This is a genomic window from Massilia timonae (genome assembly GCF_001866515.1).
In the GTDB taxonomy this organism is placed as follows: domain Bacteria; phylum Pseudomonadota; class Gammaproteobacteria; order Burkholderiales; family Burkholderiaceae_D; genus Telluria; species Telluria timonae.
The window spans coordinates 4291191-4308378 of sequence record NZ_JRYB01000001.1 but is presented as its reverse complement, the minus strand read 5'-3'; the positions used below and the strand labels follow the sequence as shown (position 1 = coordinate 4308378).

Annotated in this window: 10 protein-coding genes; 4 read left to right on the top strand and 6 right to left on the bottom strand. The window is 66.1% G+C overall.

From position 1 onward, the window contains the following. Nucleotides 1-308 precede the first annotated feature (308 nt). Nucleotides 309-1037 carry a GntR family transcriptional regulator gene (locus LO55_RS18275; RefSeq protein ID WP_071362563.1) on the top strand — a complete coding sequence of 243 codons (729 nt, stop codon included), beginning with the start codon at nucleotides 309-311 and terminating at the stop codon, nucleotides 1035-1037. Nucleotides 1038-1137: 100 nt separating this feature from the next. On the opposite strand, the gene LO55_RS18270 is transcribed toward LO55_RS18275, so the two are convergent. Continuing rightward, on the bottom strand, nucleotides 1138-3963 hold the full coding sequence (locus LO55_RS18270) for a TonB-dependent receptor (RefSeq protein WP_083415415.1): 2826 nt from the start codon (nucleotides 3961-3963) through the stop codon (nucleotides 1138-1140). A gap of 397 nt (nucleotides 3964-4360) precedes the next feature. Here LO55_RS18270 and LO55_RS18265 point away from each other — a divergent pair, with 397 nt between their 5' ends. Further along, nucleotides 4361-4798 carry an FKBP-type peptidyl-prolyl cis-trans isomerase gene (locus tag LO55_RS18265; protein WP_005670449.1) on the top strand — a complete coding sequence of 146 codons (438 nt, stop codon included), beginning with the start codon at nucleotides 4361-4363 and terminating at the stop codon, nucleotides 4796-4798. Between the two features lie 2 nt (nucleotides 4799-4800). On the opposite strand, the gene LO55_RS18260 is transcribed toward LO55_RS18265, so the two are convergent. The 5 genes from LO55_RS18260 to LO55_RS18240 form a co-directional block, all read right to left on the bottom strand. Continuing rightward, on the bottom strand, nucleotides 4801-5523 hold the full coding sequence (locus LO55_RS18260; protein WP_071362561.1) for a GntR family transcriptional regulator: 723 nt from the start codon (nucleotides 5521-5523) through the stop codon (nucleotides 4801-4803). 147 nt (nucleotides 5524-5670) lie between these two features. Further along, nucleotides 5671-7503, bottom strand: a complete 1833-nt coding sequence (locus LO55_RS18255; protein ID WP_071362560.1) for a glycoside hydrolase family 2 protein — start codon at nucleotides 7501-7503, stop codon at nucleotides 5671-5673. A gap of 11 nt (nucleotides 7504-7514) precedes the next feature. Then, nucleotides 7515-9800 carry a TonB-dependent receptor gene (locus tag LO55_RS18250; protein ID WP_071362559.1) on the bottom strand — a complete coding sequence of 762 codons (2286 nt, stop codon included), beginning with the start codon at nucleotides 9798-9800 and terminating at the stop codon, nucleotides 7515-7517. A gap of 275 nt (nucleotides 9801-10075) precedes the next feature. Continuing rightward, nucleotides 10076-11677, bottom strand: coding sequence for a phytoene desaturase family protein (locus LO55_RS18245; protein WP_071362558.1), 1602 nt, complete (start codon nucleotides 11675-11677; stop codon nucleotides 10076-10078). A 104-nt stretch (nucleotides 11678-11781) separates the two neighbouring features. Further along, complete coding sequence (locus LO55_RS18240; protein WP_071362557.1) at nucleotides 11782-13980, bottom strand: OsmC domain/YcaO domain-containing protein; 2199 nt, start codon at nucleotides 13978-13980, stop codon at nucleotides 11782-11784. 259 nt (nucleotides 13981-14239) lie between these two features. Between LO55_RS18240 and LO55_RS18235 the strand changes: the two genes are divergently transcribed. Continuing rightward, nucleotides 14240-15184, top strand: coding sequence for an alpha/beta hydrolase (locus LO55_RS18235; protein ID WP_229410174.1), 945 nt, complete (start codon nucleotides 14240-14242; stop codon nucleotides 15182-15184). 99 nt (nucleotides 15185-15283) lie between these two features. Continuing rightward, nucleotides 15284-17125: a DEAD/DEAH box helicase gene (locus tag LO55_RS18230; RefSeq protein WP_071362556.1), complete on the top strand. Its 1842-nt coding sequence runs from the start codon at nucleotides 15284-15286 to the stop codon at nucleotides 17123-17125. The last annotated feature ends 63 nt before the right edge of the window (nucleotides 17126-17188 follow it).

The following is a 17188-nucleotide window of genomic DNA, read 5'->3' as shown; positions in this document are numbered from 1 at the left end:
CGGCACGCGCCCATCCGCTGTTCGCGGGCACCCGGACGAGGTAAAGAGATCGGACGCCAAACCGGCCGCACACCATGTGCGCAGTCGGAAGGCACTGTCGCGCAGCGTCGGGCCTGAAACTTGGTCACCCTGCCCTCCTATGGATGGGGCCTTCGGACGCTGATGGGGCTTGTTGCGCAAATGAAACGTCCGCGCCGTGTCCGCCATGCGACATGGGTCGACCAGTTCGCCGGGTTAAGCCTGCTTTCAACAATGCAAATACGCCTGAATGATAGAATTCCTCCAAAATTATGGAAGTGGAGACATTGATGCAAAACTCGGAAGTTGTACCGGCGGCGGAGTCCGGCGTCGCCGCGCCCTCCCTTCCAAAGCTGGCGCGACAACACCTGCATGAGACGGTGGTGTCCCACCTGCGCCGGCTGATCGTCGAATCCGTCTTTCCGCCCGGGATGAAGCTCAACGAACGGGAGCTGTGCGAAACCATGGGCATCTCGCGCACCCCGCTGCGCGAAGCCCTGAAGGCGCTGGCCGCGGAGGGCCTGATCGAGATTTCGCCGAACCGGGGCGCCTCGGTCTACAAGATGTCGCAGCAAGAAGTCTGGGAAACCTTCGAGTTCGTCAGCGGCCTCGAAGCCCTCGCTGGCGAACACGCGTGCGCACGGATCACGCCCGAGGAAGTCGCCGACATCCGGGCGCTGCACGATGCGATGCTGACCTGCCGCGAACAGGGAGACCTGCCCGGCTACTACAGCCGCAACCAGGCGATCCACAACAAGATCTCCGAAGCGGCGCGCAACTCGGTGCTGCACCATACCTATCTGAACATGAACCGGCGCCTGCAATCGCTGCGCCTCAAGTCGAACATCAAGCCGGAGAAATGGGACCAGGCGATCGAAGAACATCGCCAGATGATGGAGGCGCTCGAGGCGCGCGACGGCAAGCGCCTGGCGGCGATCCTGTCGCTGCACTTGCTGGACAAGCGCAATTCGGTGATGGAGATGGTGGACGATGCCGCGCCATTGCGCAAGGTGTCCTGACCTTCGCGCTACGCCGCCGATCCACCCGCTTTGCACTGCGCGGCGCCGGCCTCCCATCGGGACGCCGGCGCCTTCGTTTTGCCGCCCCGCCGGACGGCGTTTACATCCGGAACCGCAGGCTCAGGCCATAGGTCGTCGGGTTGTAGCGCACGTCGCGCGGCATGTATTCGCCCAGCGAGCTTTCGAACTTGGCCTTCGTCAGGTTGATCGCATCGAACTGCAGCGAGACCTTGTCGTTGATCTCGTAGCCGATGCTCAGGTCGACGAAGGTCGCGGCCTTGACAACGCGGTCCTGGTTGAACGGCGCCTCGGCGATCTGCTCGACGTAGTCGCCGCGGCGGGTCGCGGCCAGGCGGCCGGTGATGCCGTTGCCCTCGTATAGCAGCGCGAAGTTGTAGCTCTTCTTGGCCACGCCGGTCAGCGGCGTGGTCGTATAGGTGTCGCTGTCGAACGCGGTGCGGCTCTGGTTCTCGCCGTCGATCCAGGTGTAGTTGGCCTGGGCCCCGAAGTTGGCCCATGGGCCGGGCAGGAAGTCGAAGAACTTCTGGACCCCGAATTCGGCCCCGCGCAGCCGGCCCTTGCCCGAGTTCTGCGGACGCGTCACGCGATACACCTGGCCGTCGATGACTTCGTCGCGCGTGAAGCTCTGCTCGTAGCCGTCGATGTCGCGGTGGAACAGCGCGACCTGGGCGAAGCCGTTCTTCTGGAAGTAGTATTCGAGCGTGGCGTCGATATTGGTCGAGCGGGTCGGCTCCAGGTAGGGATTGCCGGCGCTGCCGCTGCCCGGCACGTTGACGGTCGACGGCACCAGGGTCAGGGCCGGATTGAGCGTGCCGAAGTTCGGCCGGGTGATGGTCTTGCCTACCGAGAAGTGCGACTGCAGGTCTTCGGTCCAGCCGACCACCGCCGAAGCGCTCGGCAGGTAATTGGTTTCGTAGGTCGACAGGTCGACGTTCGACACCTCGTCGCCGATCCGGGTCATGCCGCTCAGCTCGCGATTCAGGCGCACCACGCGCCCGCCGATTTCACCCTTGACGTCGATGCCGCCCGGGTTCGCCGCCCAGCGCGCCGCCAGGTACAGGGTCGCGTTGCGTTCGCGCTGGTCGAACAGGCGGCCCGGGTCGTCCGGCACGCGGCCGCTGGCGGCGCCGTACAGGTTGCGCACGGCGTCGGCATTGTCGATCAGGTAGTCGGCCGACGGCCCGTACCAGGCGCCGCCCAGGCGGTCGAGGCCCGGTACCTGCGCCTGGAACGACGGGCCGAGGGCGCCGATGGCGCTTGGACGCTCGCCGGTGAAATCGGCGTGGCCTTCGGCGCCATGATAGCTGGCCTTGCGCGAGGACAGGCGCAGGCCGCCCAGCAGGGCCGTGAAGAAGCCGTCGCCGCCCAGGCGATACGTGGCGTCGGTGCGCCATTGCAGCTGGCTGCCGGTCTGCTCGTTCCAGTTCTGGACCATGCCGCGCAGCACGTAGTTGCGCGGATCCTGCAGCGCATTGCCGCCGCTGCCCGGCAGCGTGATCGCATTGAAGCCGCCGTGGCCGTCGGCGCCATACGAATACACGCTGGCGCTGGCGCCCGGCACCTGCTGGTCGACGATCACGGTGTCGTTGACGAACTTGGAGCGGGTATAGCCGAACTGCGAATCGACGCTGAGCGGTCCGTCGGCGTACTTCAGGCCAAGGTTCAGGTAGTGGGTGGCGGTACGTTCGTTCTGGCCCCAGGTGCTGGACGCCGTGTACGGATCCCAGTCGTAGGCATTGCCGAACTGCGCGGCCGGCGCGCTGGCGGCCAGGATCGGGCAGATCGCGCCCTGCGGGGTCGCGCAGGCGCTGCCTTGCGGCGCCAGCACCACGTCGGTCAGGCGCGGCGCCCAGGTGGCGTTGCTCATCACATAGTTGACACCGGTGCGGCCCTGGTAGCCCATGCCCAGGTACTGGGCGTTGGCCGTCAGGCGCGGGTTGACCTTCCACTGGAAGGCGCCGTGCACGCTCTGGCGCTCGCGCTGGCCGGCGTTGTAGATGCCGCCGATGTTCGGCAGCTGGCCCAGTACGTCGCCCGGCGCGGCCGGCGCATACGGGCCGACGTTGCCCAGGCGCGTGGCGCTGCCGTCCGGGCTGACCGAGAACACATTGTCGGGACGGTCGACGTATTGCACCGGGAAGGCCCAGTTGTCGCGGTTGACCGCGACGTCGAACAGCGCCCCCATCTCGCCGAAGTCGGTGTCCCAGCGGTTGCTGACCAGGAAACCGCCGCCCGGGCTGTGCTTGTCCGAGGTATTGCCGCTGCCGTTGGTCTGGTTGACGCGGTCCTCGACGTAGCCGGTCGCGGTGAAGCCCTTGTTGTCGAACGGCGCGCGCAGGCGGATGTTGACGGCGCCGGCGATGCCGCCCTCGAACTGGTTGGCGGTGGCCGACTTATACACTTCCATGCCGGCGATCGACTGCACCGGCAAGTCCTGGTAGGACAGGCGGCGGCCGGCGGCGGTGAAGATCTCGTTGCCGTCGAGCGTGGTCGCCACGTCGGGCAGGCCGCGGATGATCACGGTGCTGGTCTCGCCGCGGTCGCGCCCCACCTGCACGCCGGCCACGCGCTGCAGCGCGTCGCCCGCCTGGCGGTCGGGGAACTTGCCGATGTCGTCGGCATTGATGGCATCCACCACCTGCGCGGCGTCGCGCTTGATGTCCTCGGCCGAGCGCAGGCTCTGGCGCAGGCCGGTGACCTGGACCACGGCGGCGGCTGGCGCGGCCTGGGGCGTCGGCGCGGCTGGAGCGGCGGGGACGGCGGATGCGGCTGGAGAGGATTCGGCCGCCGGCGCGGTCTGTTCGGTGGCGTCGGTTGCGGCGGCGGTTTGCGCCAGGGCTGGCGCGCCGTAGGCCGACATCAGCATGATGGCGGCGCAGATCGGCTTGACTTTCAATCGGGTCATTCACTCTCCAATTCTGTGATTCGGGCTTGCGTACACATGCTCCGGACATGCCGGGTCGCGCCCTTCGATACCAGCCTTAACGCTCTGCCAAGTCATTCCGTTGACATAAATACACAAAATATTTCATACATCCTTTTACACGCGACGCGGGATTGGCGTACATACGAAAAAAAGCCCGCCGAAGCGGGCTTGTTGACGACAGTTGCAAGGTCCAGTGTGTCGTGCGCACGCGGCTCGACGCGCCAGGCTCGCGGTCGACGCCGTCGCGCCGGTCGGGTGGCCAACGCCGTCCGCGAACATGGGCCCGCCCCGTGGATGCGCCGGTGTTGGCAGCGCGCGCGGCGCCATGTATGCTCCCGGGCATCCCATTTACGGCAACCACCAAAGAAAGAAGACTATGAAACACCTGCTGTCCTCCTGCGTCCTCGGCCTGGGCCTGACGCTGGCGCTGGCCGGCTGCGACCGCGCCCAGGCGCCGCAGTCGGCCGCGTCCGCGGTCGCCTTCCAGAAGATCGACACCATTCCCGGAAGCGGCAAGGAAGCCGTGGCCGGCGCCACCGCGGTCGTCAACTACACCGGCTGGCTGTACGAGCCGGGCAAGGAAACGCTGCGCGGCACGCAGTTCGACTCCTCGGTCGGACGCGCGCCGTTCAGTTTCCAGTTGGGCGCCGGCCAGGTCATCCGCGGCTGGGACGAAGGCGTGCAAGGCATGAAGGTCGGCGGCAAGCGCACGCTGATCCTGCCGCCCGAGATGGGCTATGGCGCCGGCGGCGCAGGTCCGATTCCACCGAACGCGAGCCTGATCTTCGACGTCGAACTGCTCGACGTGCGCTAACCTCAGGCAGCCAGCGCCGGCGCGCCGTAGTCGAGCGGCAGCAGCAGGTCGGGATAACGCGTGCGCAGCGCGTCGATCGCGCTGAGCGTTCCCGACAGGTGCGTGCGCACCATCTGCTGGGCCGCCTGCGCGTCGCCGCGCGCGATGGCCTGGGCGATCGCGCCGTGTTCGTCCAGGATCGACTGCGCCTTGCCGTTGAGCGGCAGGTGCAGGCGCCGCAGGCGGTCCAGGTTGCCGCTGCGGCTGCGCATCATGGACCACAGGTCCGGCACCGCCGCGGCGTGGTACAGGCAGCGGTGGAATTCCATGTCGACCTGGGTGAACGTGCCCAGGTCGCCCGAATCCAGGCTGGCGCGCTGGCGCTCGACCAGCCCGGCCAGGGTGCGCGCCAGGACCGGGTCGGCGTCCTGGGCCAGCACCTGCACCATCTCGAGCTCCACCGACAGCCGCAAGAAGTGCGCCTGCCTGGCCTGGGCCAGGTCGATGCGGCGCACCCGGGTCTGGTGCTGCGGGTAGATGTCGACCAGATGCTCTTCTTCCAGGCGCAGCAGCGCCTCGCGCACCGGGCTGGCCGACAGCTTGTAGTACTCGCACAACTGGGGCCGCGCCAGCACCGTGCCCGGCTTGATGGCCAGGCCGACGATCAGTTCGCGCAAATGCTCGAACACCTGGATGGTCGCGTTGCGCGAGCGGTCGAGGTGGAAGCTGTCGTCGGCGGGGTTCATGTCCTGTCTCTCCTGGCGCTGCGGGCCGCTGGTATATCAATGTTCCAGTGCCCTATTGTTCACCATCGGCGGCCCGCTGTCCGCGCCCTGTGCCAATCAATCAAGATCATGAGCGAAGCGCGTGGCCCGTGGCCACGGCGTGGTTGCTCATTTGCGGCGGTAGTAGTCGGCCAGCACGTCGAAGGCCTGCTTGCGCACGCCGGTCTCGGACAGGATGCCCTTGCGGTTCCAGCCGTTCTGGAACACCGGGTGTTCGCGGCGCGGCGAGCGGAAGTCCTTCAGGATCCAGGGCGACAGGCCGCGCAGCGTCGGGATGCCCTCGGCCATGGCCAGCGTCTTGCGGTAGTACTCGGCCTGGTATTCCTCGCTGAACTTCCTGAGCCCCTGGCCGCGGTGCCCCGCCAGCGCGTCGGCGCCGAATTCGGACAGGATCAGCGGCCGCTCGCCGGGGACGTTCCAGCGCAGGTTCGCGATGCCGTCCAGCGTGTCGGGACCGTACCAGCCGGCATACACGTTCACCGCCAGCACGTCGAGCTTGTCGATCAGCGGATCCTGGATCTCCAGCACGTCGCCCTTGCGCTCGACCAGCAGCGCGGCGCTCACCAGCCGGGTCGGATCGAGGGCGCGCACATTGTCGGCCATGGCGCCGTGGAAGCGCGTGCGGGACGGCGACACCGGCGTCTCGTTCCCGACGCTCCACAGGATCACCGAGGCCCGGTTGCGGTCGCGGTAGATGGTCTCGGCCTGCATCACGAGCGCCTTGCGCAGCACCGCCGGGTTGTCCCAGTCGACGGTCCAGTAGACCGGGATTTCGCTCCACACCAGCAGGCCCATTTCGTCGGCCAGGCGCACCGTGGTCTCGGAGTGCGGATAGTGCGACAGGCGCACATAGTTGCCGTTCAGGCCGTGCTTGATCTCGTGCAGCAGCGCGCGCGACGCCTGCTCGGTCATGTTGCGCGCCGGGTTCGGCCCGAACTCCTCCTCGTGCAGCGAGATGCCGCGCAAGAACAGCGGCTTGCCGTTCAGGAGGATCTGGTTGCCCTTGACGGCGATGGTGCGAAAGCCCATGCGATCGCGCACCTGGTCGCCGTTGGCGGAAAAGCGCACGTCGTACAGGGTCGGCTTTTCAGGCGTCCAGCGCTCCAGGCCCTTCGGCGCCGGCAGGTCGAGCAGCGCGCGGCCGTTGGCGTCGGTGGTGGCGCGCGCCGTGCCGAGCGCGCCGATCGCCACCGTCACCGCCTGGTTCGCGGCCTGCGGTCCCTGCAGCTGGACTTCGCCGGCGATGCGGCCGTCCGGCCGCAAGGTCAGCGTCGCATCGTCGATGAAGGTCGCGGGCGTGGTGATCAGGCTGACCTTGCGGGTGATGCCACCGTACAGGTCCCAGTCGGTGATCTGGGTCGGGATCGACTGGGCGTCATGGCTCGAGTCGACACCGACCACCAGCCGGTTGTCGCCCGCGCGCAGGGCCTCGGTCACTTCCAGCACGAAGGGCGTGAAGCCGCCTTCGTGACGACCCACTTCCTTGCCGTTGAGGTAGACATAGGCACGGTAGTTGACCGCCTCGAAGCGCAGGAAGGCGCGCTTGCCGGCTTTCAGCCGCGCGTCGAACTTGCGCTGGAACCAGATCAGGCCATCGTAGTAGCGCAGCTCGGCCGCCGCCGCGTTCCAGGCCCCGGGCACGTTGATGAGCGGGCCGCGGTCCATGTCGAATTCGTAGAAGTCGACGCCGCCCCTGGCTTCGACGGCGGCGACGTCGACGTCGCGCGCGCGCTGCATGCGCGATTTGGCCACCCAGCCGTTGATGTCGGTGAGGCCGGTGCGGTACAGGTCTTTCGAATAAGTCCACTGGCCGGACAGGTCCTGGCTGTCGCGGTGCAGCGCGCCGGTGAGCAGGAAGGTGGGGCGCAGAGTATCCGCCAGCGCCGCCTGGCAGGCCAGCGCGCCAACGAAGATCCAGAATGCCGTGAGGAGTGTTTTCATATGCCTGAATCTCAGAAGTCGACTTTCATGCGCACGCCGAAGTAACGGTCTGCATTGCGCGGCAGGGTCTGGGTCAGCACGTGCACGTTGCCGAACACGTTGTAATTGTCGCCGACGAAGCTGGCATAACTCTTGTCGAACAGATTGTTGACATAGAAGGTCAGCTTCACGTCCTGCGACGGATTGAAGAAGGCGATGCTGCCGTTGACGGTGCCATAGCCCTTCTGGTCGGCCAGCGGATTGGCGGCCAGGTCGTAGTTGACGCTCGACTGGTACTGGCCGTTGATGTTGGCGATGCCGCTGTAGCCGCTCTCCCCGATCGGGAAATTATAGGTCGCGCCCAGATTGAGCTTGGTGCGCGGCGCGTTCGACAGGCGCTTGCCGGACAGGTCCTGCAGCGGCACGCCGCCGATCAGGATGCAGCCCTCGGCCGCGGTCTGGCCAGGATAGCAGTTCGTGTTCGGGAACTTCTTGATCGTCGCGTCGACCCAGGCCACCGAGGCTTCAAGCAGCAGCGTGTTGATCGGCTTGGCCTGCACTTCCAGCTCCAGGCCGCGGGTGCGCAGTTCGCCGACGTTGGTGACGACATTCTCGTAGGCCTGGGTGAGCGGATCGAGGCGGCGCGACTGGGCCTGGAAGTCCTCGTAGTCGGTGTGGAACACGGTGGCGTTAAGCTGCAGGCGGTTGCGGAAGAACCGGCTCTTCATGCCGAGCTCCCACGATTCGGACGTCTCCGGCGCCACCGGCAGCCGCACGCGGGCCTCGTTGAAGCCGGTCGAGACGTCGTAGCCGGCGCCCTTGTAGCCGGTGGCGAAGGAACCGTAGACCATCACGTCCCTGACCAGGTCGTGCTGCAGGGCGATCTTGCCGGTGGTGGCGTCGTCGCGGCTGCGCCCGTCGAAGATGGCCGGCACCGCCGGCAGCCGGTTGGCGAAGTCGACCTCGATCGTTTCGCGGTTGAAGCGCACGCCGGTGCTGACGCGGGTGGCGGGCGTGATCCGGTATTCGGCCTGGGCGAAGGCGGCGGCGGTCTGGTTGCCGGAGCGCGCCTCCCAGTCGGCCAGGTTCGAGAACGGGCCGCGCACATAGGTGCGTTCGGTGCGCGAATCGGCGTAATACAGGCCGCCGAGGTAAGTGAGCGCGCCGTCGCCGTTGGACGACAGGCGCAGTTCCTGGGTCGACATGCGCGAGCGGTATGGGCCGCCGGCGGTCACGCCGCCGTGGAAGCGGCCGTTCGACTGCGGGCCGAGCTGGTCGAGGCTGGTGCCGTCGAAGTCGGCCAGGAAGTCGAACTGCCAATCCTGCCAGGTGGTGACCGAGGTGATCGTGTGGTTGTCCAGCTTCCAGTTCAGGGTGCCTGCGATGCTGCGCGACTCGTGTTCGGCGAAGCCCGGATCATCCATCCGGACGTCGCGGTTGTCCGGGCCCGGCGTGACGCCCACCAGGGCCGGGCCGATCGGCGCCACGCCGCGCAGGCTGGCGCCCGGCGGCACCGACAGGAAGGTCGTGACCGGGCCTTCGATACGGCGCTTGTTGTAGTCGGCGATCAGGCGGCCGTCGAGGCGCGTGGTGGGCTTGAAGTCGAGGCGCAGGCGCGCGCCCTTGCTGCGTTCGCCGTTCAGCCTGGCGCCCGACTCGAGGTTGGTGACGTCGCCCTCGCGGTTGCCGGTGTAGGCGTTCAGGCGATAGCCCAGCTTGTCGCTGACCGGGCCCGAGATGCCCGTTTCCAGACGCTTCTCGCCGTCGCTGGTCAGGGTGACCTGGGCATGGCCTTCTTGCTCCTCGCTCGATTCCTTGGTGACGATGTTGATGACGCCGGCCGACGAGTTCTTGCCGAACAGCGTGCCCTGCGGGCCGCGCAGCACTTCGACGCGCGCGATGTCGCTCAGGTTGGAGAACGCCTGCAACTGCTGGATCACGGGCACGTCGTCGATGATCACCGAGACCGCCGATTCGATGCCGATGCTGAAGGCGAAGGTGCCGATGCCGCGCAGCGCGATATTGTTGTTGTTGGGATTCTCGTTGATGGTCAGGGCCGGCGCCACCCGGGTCAGGTCCGAGAAACCGACGATCTGCTGGTTCTCGATCGCGCGCTCGTCCACGGTGCTGACCGCCACCGGCACGTCTTGCATCGCCTGCGGGCGCTTCTGCGCCGTCACCGTCACCACTTGCAAGCCTTCCGACGACTGCGCGCCGGACTCCTGGGCCTGTGCGGTCATGGCGCCGGCGGCCAGCAGGGCCGCGGCGTGGGCAATCGCGGTCAACGCCGAGCGGCGGCGCGGGGATGGAAAACTCATTGTGTCTCCTGATAATAATTGTGGAATGCGTGCTGCTAGCGGCGTGATCGACTAGTATTTCAGCTCACGCGGCCATCCATCGGGAATCTCAAAAGGGCTGGCTCGCACCGGGCGAGCCAGCAAAGAGACAGCAGCGGACTAGGGTTACCTCAGAGAATCCGATCGGCCGACTGCGGTGATATATTAGGATTCCAACCCACCATGCACAACGGCCTGGCGGGTTTAGTCATCAAGTTGATCGAAGCGCCTGGGTTCAAGCGCCTGGGTTGAGCGGCCTAAGCGGCTCGCTGCCTGAAGTCGCGCAGGATCTCGCGCGCGGCGTTGTGGCCCGGCGCACCGGTCACGCCGCCGCCGGGATGGGCGCCCGACCCGCAGGTGTACAGCCCCGGCACGGGGCCGCGGTAGTCGGCATGGCCCAGCATCGGGCGCGCCGAGAACAGCTGGTCGAGTCCCAGCGCGCCGTGGAAGATGTCGCCGCCGACCAGGCCGAAAGTGCGTTCCAGGTCGAGCGGGCTCATGATCTGGCGGCCCAGCACCGCGCGCCTGAAGTTCGGCGCATGGCGGTCGACGGTGTCGATCATGAGGTCGGCCACCCGCTCGCGGTGATCGTCCCAGCTCGCGCCATCGGGGAGTATTGGCGCGACGTGCTGGCAGAACAGGCTCGCCACGTGCTGCCCCGGCGGGGCCAGGGTCGGGTCGAGCGTCGACGGGATCAGGAGTTCGACGATCGGCGCCTGCGACCAGCCCGCGGCGCGCGCGTCGTGGTAGGCGCGCTCCATGTAATGCAGGCTGGGTGCGATGATGATGCCGCTGCCATGGTGTTCGGCCATACCCTTGCCCGGCAGGCAGCGAAAGTCCGGCAGTTCGGACAGCGCGACGTTCATGCGGAAGGTGCCCGAACCGCAGCGCCATCCTTCCATGCGACGCAGGAAGTCGGCCGGCAGCGCGCCAGGGTCGACCAGCCGTGTGTACAGCAGGCGCGGATTGAGATTCGACACGACGGCGCGCGCATCGAAGCGCTGGCCGTCGCCGGTGACGACGCCGGTGGCGCGGCCCTTGTGCAGCACGACTTCGGCCACCGCGCATCCGGTGCGGATCTCGACGCCCAGGGCCTGCACCGCCTTCGCCATCGCCTGGGTGATGGCGCCCATGCCGCCGATCGCGTGGCCCCAGGCGCCCTTTTTTCCATTGACCTCGCCGAACACGTGGTGCAGCAGCACATAGGCCGAACCGGGCGTGTAGGGACTGGCGTAGTTGCCCACCACGCTGTCGAAACCATAGGCGGCCTTGATCGGATCGCTCTCGAACCAGCCGTCCAGGACGTCGCCGGCCGACTTGGTGAACAGGTCCAGCAGCGCGCGCTGGCTCGCCAGCGACAGCTTGCGCATGCGGTTGCCGATGCGGCCGGCCTTGAGCAGTTCGGGCAGCGCGGCGAGCCAGCCGCCCTCGACGCGGTTCGGCGGCGTCTGCAGCACCAGCTCGCGCAGCAGGTCGGCCGCGTCGTTCAGGTGCCGGTGGTAGTCGTCCAGGCGCGCGGCGTCGCGCTGCGAGAACTTGGCCACTTCAAGAGCGGTCCGCCCGGCGCCGACCTTCAGGTAGCGGCCATCCTCGAATGGGAGGAAGTTGGACAGCGGTCGTTCGACGATGCGCAGGCCGTGCCGGCCCAGTTCCATGTCGCGGATCACCTTGGGGTTGAGCAGCGAGACGGTGTAGGCGGCCACGGAGTTGCGAAAGCCGGGATGGAATTCCTCGGTGACCGCGGCGCCGCCGACGACGCCGCGCCGCTCGAGCAGCGTCACCTTCAAGCCGGCGCGGGCCAGGTACCAGGCGCAGGCCAGGCCGTTATGGCCGGCGCCGATGATGATTGCGTCGCGCATCTGGCGTCTCCCCGGAGCGTGCAAGCGAACACGACGATTCTAGCGAGGGATTGGCTTGAAGGCAAAAAAAAGCCCCTGCGGACAGGGGCTGGATCATGCTGGCCTTATTTGGCTGCCGCCATGGCGCGCGCCGCGTGCAGCTTGCGGTAGCTATCGATCAGGCGGTGGTGGCGATCGAGCCCTTCCAGCTGCATGCTGGTCGGGCTTAAGCCGTAGAAGCGCACGCTGCCGTCGACCGAGCCCAGCACCGCATCCATCCGCGTGTCGCCGAACATGCGGCGGAAGTTGACGACGTAGTCGTCGAGTTCCATCTCGTCGTCCAGCACCACCTCGAGCACCACGTTCAGCGCCTGGTAGAACAGGCCGCGCTCGACGGTGTTGTCGTTGTACTGCAGGAAGGCGCCGACCAGTTCGTGCGCGTCCTCGAAACGCTTCAGTGCGAGGTTGATCAACAGGCGCAGCTCGAGCACCGTCAGCTGGCCCCAGTCGGTGTTTTCGTCGAACTCGATGCCGATCAGGCTGGCGATATCGGAATACTCGTCCAGCTCATTGTTTTCCAGGCGCTCAAGGAGCGCCTCCAGGCTGTCGTCGTCCAGGCGGTGCAGGTTCAGGATATCGGAACGGAACAGCAGCGATTTATTCGTGTTATCCCAGATCAGGTCTTCGACCGGATACACCTCGGAATAATCGGGCACCAGGATACGGCAGGCCACCGCGCCCAGCTGGTCGTACACGGCGGTGTAGATTTCCTTGCCCATCTCTTCGAGGATCGCGAGCAGGGTCGCGGCTTCCTCGGCGTTGGCGTTGTCGCCCTGGGCGCTGAAGTCCCACTCGACGAAATCGTAATCCGATTTGGCGCTGAAGAAGCGCCACGACACGACGCCGCTCGAATCGATGAAGTGCTCGACGAAGTTATACGGCTCGGTCACGGCTTCGCTGGCGAAGGTCGGCCGCGGCAGGTCGTTCAGGCCTTCGAAGCTGCGGCCCTGCAGCAGTTCGGTCAGGCTGCGTTCCAGCGCCACCTCGAAGTTGGGGTGGGCGCCGAAGGACGCGAAGACGCCGCCGGTGCGCGGGTTCATCAGGGTCACGCACATCACCGGGTATTGGCCGCCCAGCGAGGCGTCCTTGACCAGCACCGGGAAGCCCTGCTCTTCCAGGCCCTTGATGCCGGCCACGATGCCCGGATATTTGGCCAGCACTTCTTGCGGCACGTCGGGCAAGGCCATCTCGCCTTCCAGGATCTCGCGCTTGACGGCGCGCTCGAAGATCTCGGACAGGCACTGCACCTGCGCTTCGGCCAGCGTGTTACCGGCGCTCATGCCATTGCTGGCATACAGGTTCTCGACCAGGTTCGACGGGAAATACACGACCTCGCCGTCCGAATGGCGCACGAAGGGCAGCGCGACGATGCCGCGCTCGACATTGCCCGAATTGGTGTCGATCAGGTGCGAGCCGCGCAATTCGCCATCGGGATCGTAGAACGACAGGCTGTATTCGTCGAGGATCCCTTCCGGCAGCGCACCGTCCGGGCCTGGCTTGAACCAGCGCTCGTTCGGATAATGCACGAACTCGGCGTTGGCGATGTCCTCGCCCCAGAACACGCCGGCATAGAAGTGGTTGTTGTTCAAGCGTTCGATGTATTCGCCCAGGGCTGACGCCAGCGCGCTTTCCTTGGTCGCGCCCTTGCCGTTGGTGAAGCACATCGGCGAATGCGCGTCGCGGATATGCAGCGACCATACATTGGGCACGATATTGCGCCACGACGCGATTTCGATCTTGATGCCCCAGCTGGCCAGCATGCCGGACATATTGGCGATGGTCTGTTCCAGCGGCAGGTCCTTGCCCGGGATGTAGGTGCGCGATTGCGCGTCCGGCTGCAGGGTCAGAAGGGCCTGGGCGTCGGCGTCCAGGTTGGCCACTTCCTCGATCACGAATTCGGGGCCGGCCTGGACGACTTTCTTCACCGTGCAGCGCTCGATCGAGCGCAGGATGCCCTGGCGGTCCTTGTCGGAAATGTCCGCCGGGAGCTCGACCTGGATCTTGAAGATCTGCTGGTAACGGTTTTCCGGGTCGACGATATTGTTTTGCGACAGCCGGATATTCTCGGTCGGGATATTCCGGGTATTGCAGTACAACTTCACGAAATACGCCGCGCACAGGGCGGACGAGGCCAGGAAGTAATCGAAAGGCCCCGGCGCCGATCCATCGCCCTTGTAGCGGATGGGCTGGTCGGCGATGACGGTGAAATCGTCGAACTTGGCTTCCAGGCGAAGCTTGTCGAGGAAGTTGACTTTAATTTCCATGGAAAAATCCAGATACGGTGGGAAAAAATACAAAGCCCTGTCGGGACAGGGCTCATGGTCGCTTATTACAGTACCGAATTTCTCGTGGAGCGTCTCACTTCGCTCGATCCGCTACTGCCAAGGATAGGCGCGTATTCTAACACGCAGGCGCTGCGTCGCCTCTGGCCGGATGCTTCATTCCAGTGCTTGCTCAGCCGTCACTGGGTTACTATAAGGATAATAATAATCAAGGATAACCATGCACACGACACGGAGACGCATGTTGAAACAGATCGGGGCCGCCATGCTGGCCGCATCCACATCGGGGGCCGCGCTGTCAGCCGCGCCTGCATCGGCAGAAGGCTGGCCACCGGCACCCGCCACGATCCCGCTCTGGCCCGAGGGCGTGCCCGGCGCCCGCGCCGGACTGGAACCGGAGCGCTATGTCGACGGCAGGATCAGCCGGGTTTCCGAGCCCACCCTCACCGTCTATCTTGCCGCGGTCGACCGCGCCAACGGCAGCGCCGTCATCATCTGTCCCGGCGGCGGCTATGAACGCCTGGCCATCGAGCGCGAAGGCGAACAATATGCGCGCTGGCTGTCGAGCCTGGGCGTGACCGCCTTCGTGCTCAAGTACCGCATGCGGGAATTCGGCCATCCGGCGCCGCTGCAGGACGTGCTGCGCGCGGTGCGCCTGGTGCGCTCGCAGGCAGCCCAGTACAAGCTGCGGCCGGAGCGCATCGGCGTGATGGGCAGCTCGGCCGGCGGCCACCTCGCCGCCAGCGCGGGCACCCTGTTCGACCATCCGCTGGGGCGCACCGGCGCCGGGTTGGACGCGGTCAGCGCCAGGCCCGATTTCCTGGTGCTGATGTACCCGGTGATCGCGCTCGAAGGCCCAGCAGCGCACATGGGCTCGCGCAACGCCCTGCTAGGGGCGTCGCCGAGCGCGGCCGACGTGGAGCTGATGTCGGTCGCGCGCCAGGTCACGGCGCGCACGCCGCCGACCTTGCTGATCCATACCCAGGCCGATGCCGCCGTGCCGGTCGAGAACAGCATCCTGTTCTACCAGGCGCTGACGCGCGCCAAGGTGCCCGCCGAAATGTATGTATTCGAGCATGGCGAGCATGGGATGGGCATGCGGCCCAATCTGGGCACCGCATCTGCGTGGCCGCGGCGCGCCGAAGAGTGGTTGCAGGCGCGTGGGCTGCTGGACCGGGCAAAATAGCACGACATGGTCGTGCGGGGCGCCGGAACGTGGGAATTGGCGAGTTTTGGCCATTCTGGTGTCAAGTAAAATGGTTCGCGAGCAAAACTAGGAGCGCACATGGCAACGCTGATTCCTTCGATCGGCGCTTGCGCCTCGCGAATGACGCCCGGCGAACGCCGTCTGGCCAACCGCCTCGAAGACAAGCTGGAAGACGATTACCTGTGCTGGTATGACGTCTCGATCGGCGACCGCACCCAGCACCCGGATTTCGTCGTGTTTCACCCGAACCGGGGCCTGCTGGTTCTCGAGGTCAAGGACTGGCGTCCCGACACGATCCGCAGCATCGACAAGCAGACGGTGGCGATCGTCGCCGGCGACGGCGTCAAGCACGTGCAGAATCCACTGGAGCAGGCACGCCAGTACATGTACGCCGTCGTCAACAAGCTCGAACGCGACCCGCAACTGGTGTGGCCGAGCGGCTCGCTGAAAGGCAAGCCCTCATTTCCTTACGGGCATGGCGTGGTATTGACCAATATCACCCGCAAGCAGTTCGACAAAGCCGAGCTGGACGGTGTCCTTCCTCCGCACCTCGTCATCTGCCAGGACGAGATGACCGAAGCCGTGGACGCGGAAGGCTTCCAGCAGCGGCTGTGGCAGATGTTCCCGATCAAATTCACGAGAAAACTGACGTTGCCGCAGATCGACCGCATCCGCTGGCACATCTTCCCCGAGGTGCGCATCCCGCCCCAGCCGGACGCATTCGACGAACCGGGGCAGCGGACGGTCGAACTGCCCGACGTCATGCGCGTCATGGACCTGCAGCAGGAGCAGCTGGCGCGCAGCCTGGGCGAAGGGCACCGCGTCATCCACGGCGTCGCCGGTTCGGGCAAGACGCTGATCCTTGGTTACCGGGCCGAACACCTGGCGAAATCCTCGACGCGACCGATCCTGGTGCTGTGCTATAACAAGACGCTGGCGACCAAGCTGGCCAGCGTGATGGCGGCGAAGGGCTTGCAGGACAAGGTCCACGTGGCCACCTTCCATGCCTGGTGCGTGCGCCAGCTCGACGCCTATCACGCGGGCAAGCCGGTCAATGACGGCGATGCCAACGCCTTCTTCGAAGCCTGCGTGGAACGCGTGATCCGCTCGGTCGACCAGAAGCTGATCCCGTCGGCGCAGTACGACGCCGTGCTGGTCGACGAGGGCCACGACTTCAAGCCGGAATGGTTCAAGCTCGTGGTCCAGATGGTCCACCCGGACTCGAACTCGCTGCTGGTGCTGTACGACGACGCCCAGTCGATCTACGGCGACCGCAAGAAGCCGCGGTTTTCGTTTTCCAGCGTCGGCATCCAGGCCAAGGGCCGCACCACCATCCTGAAGCTGAACTACCGCAATACGGCCGAAATCCTGGCGGTGGCGCGCGCCTTCGCCGACAACCTGCTGGCGCCAAGCGATGCCGAGGAGGACCAGGCGCCGACCGTGCTGCCGATGAGCGCCGGGCGCCGCGGCCCCAAGCCCCTGCTCATTACCTTGCCGACGCTGAAGGACGAAGCCGCGTTCCTGGCCGATCGCCTGGCCGAAGCCAATCGCCTGGGAACGCCATGGAACGACATGGCGGTCGTCTACCGCCGCTACGGCATCGGCAAGCTGCTCGTCGACGCCCTGGCGCACAAGGGCATCCCCTTCCAGTGGCAGCAGGATCGCAAGGGCTCGTTCGTCCCGGAACACGATAGCGTGAAACTGATCACCATGCACAGCAGCAAAGGGCTGGAATTCCCGCTCGTCTGCATCCCCGGCATCGGCGCGCCGGCCAGGGACGGCGAGGATGACCGCGACGAGGCGCGGCTGCTGTATGTGGCGATGACCCGCGCCACGCAGGAACTGGTCATGACGCATAGCGACACCTCCCTGCTGTCGGAAAAAATGTCGGGGGCGATGGGTGTGTTGCGCGCGCTCTGAGCGTCGTTGGGCCGTGCAGCTCCCACGGTTGCATTCTTCTCGCGCGCGGTGCTAATATAGGAA

Excerpts from the sequence above, each read along its gene's own strand:
- LO55_RS18230 (WP_071362556.1), top strand. The coding sequence starts at position 15,284 with ATGGCAACGCTGATTCCTTCGATCGGCGCTTGCGCCTCGCGAATGACG.
- LO55_RS18255 (WP_071362560.1), bottom strand. The coding sequence starts at position 7,503 with ATGAAAACACTCCTCACGGCATTCTGGATCTTCGTTGGCGCGCTGGCC.
- LO55_RS18250 (WP_071362559.1), bottom strand. The coding sequence starts at position 9,800 with ATGAGTTTTCCATCCCCGCGCCGCCGCTCGGCGTTGACCGCGATTGCC.
- LO55_RS18265 (WP_005670449.1), top strand. The coding sequence starts at position 4,361 with ATGAAACACCTGCTGTCCTCCTGCGTCCTCGGCCTGGGCCTGACGCTG.
- LO55_RS18235 (WP_229410174.1), top strand. The coding sequence starts at position 14,240 with ATGTTGAAACAGATCGGGGCCGCCATGCTGGCCGCATCCACATCGGGG.
- LO55_RS18240 (WP_071362557.1), bottom strand. The coding sequence starts at position 13,980 with ATGGAAATTAAAGTCAACTTCCTCGACAAGCTTCGCCTGGAAGCCAAG.
- LO55_RS18260 (WP_071362561.1), bottom strand. The coding sequence starts at position 5,523 with ATGAACCCCGCCGACGACAGCTTCCACCTCGACCGCTCGCGCAACGCG.
- LO55_RS18270 (WP_083415415.1), bottom strand. The coding sequence starts at position 3,963 with ATGACCCGATTGAAAGTCAAGCCGATCTGCGCCGCCATCATGCTGATG.
- LO55_RS18275 (WP_071362563.1), top strand. The coding sequence starts at position 309 with ATGCAAAACTCGGAAGTTGTACCGGCGGCGGAGTCCGGCGTCGCCGCG.
- LO55_RS18245 (WP_071362558.1), bottom strand. The coding sequence starts at position 11,677 with ATGCGCGACGCAATCATCATCGGCGCCGGCCATAACGGCCTGGCCTGC.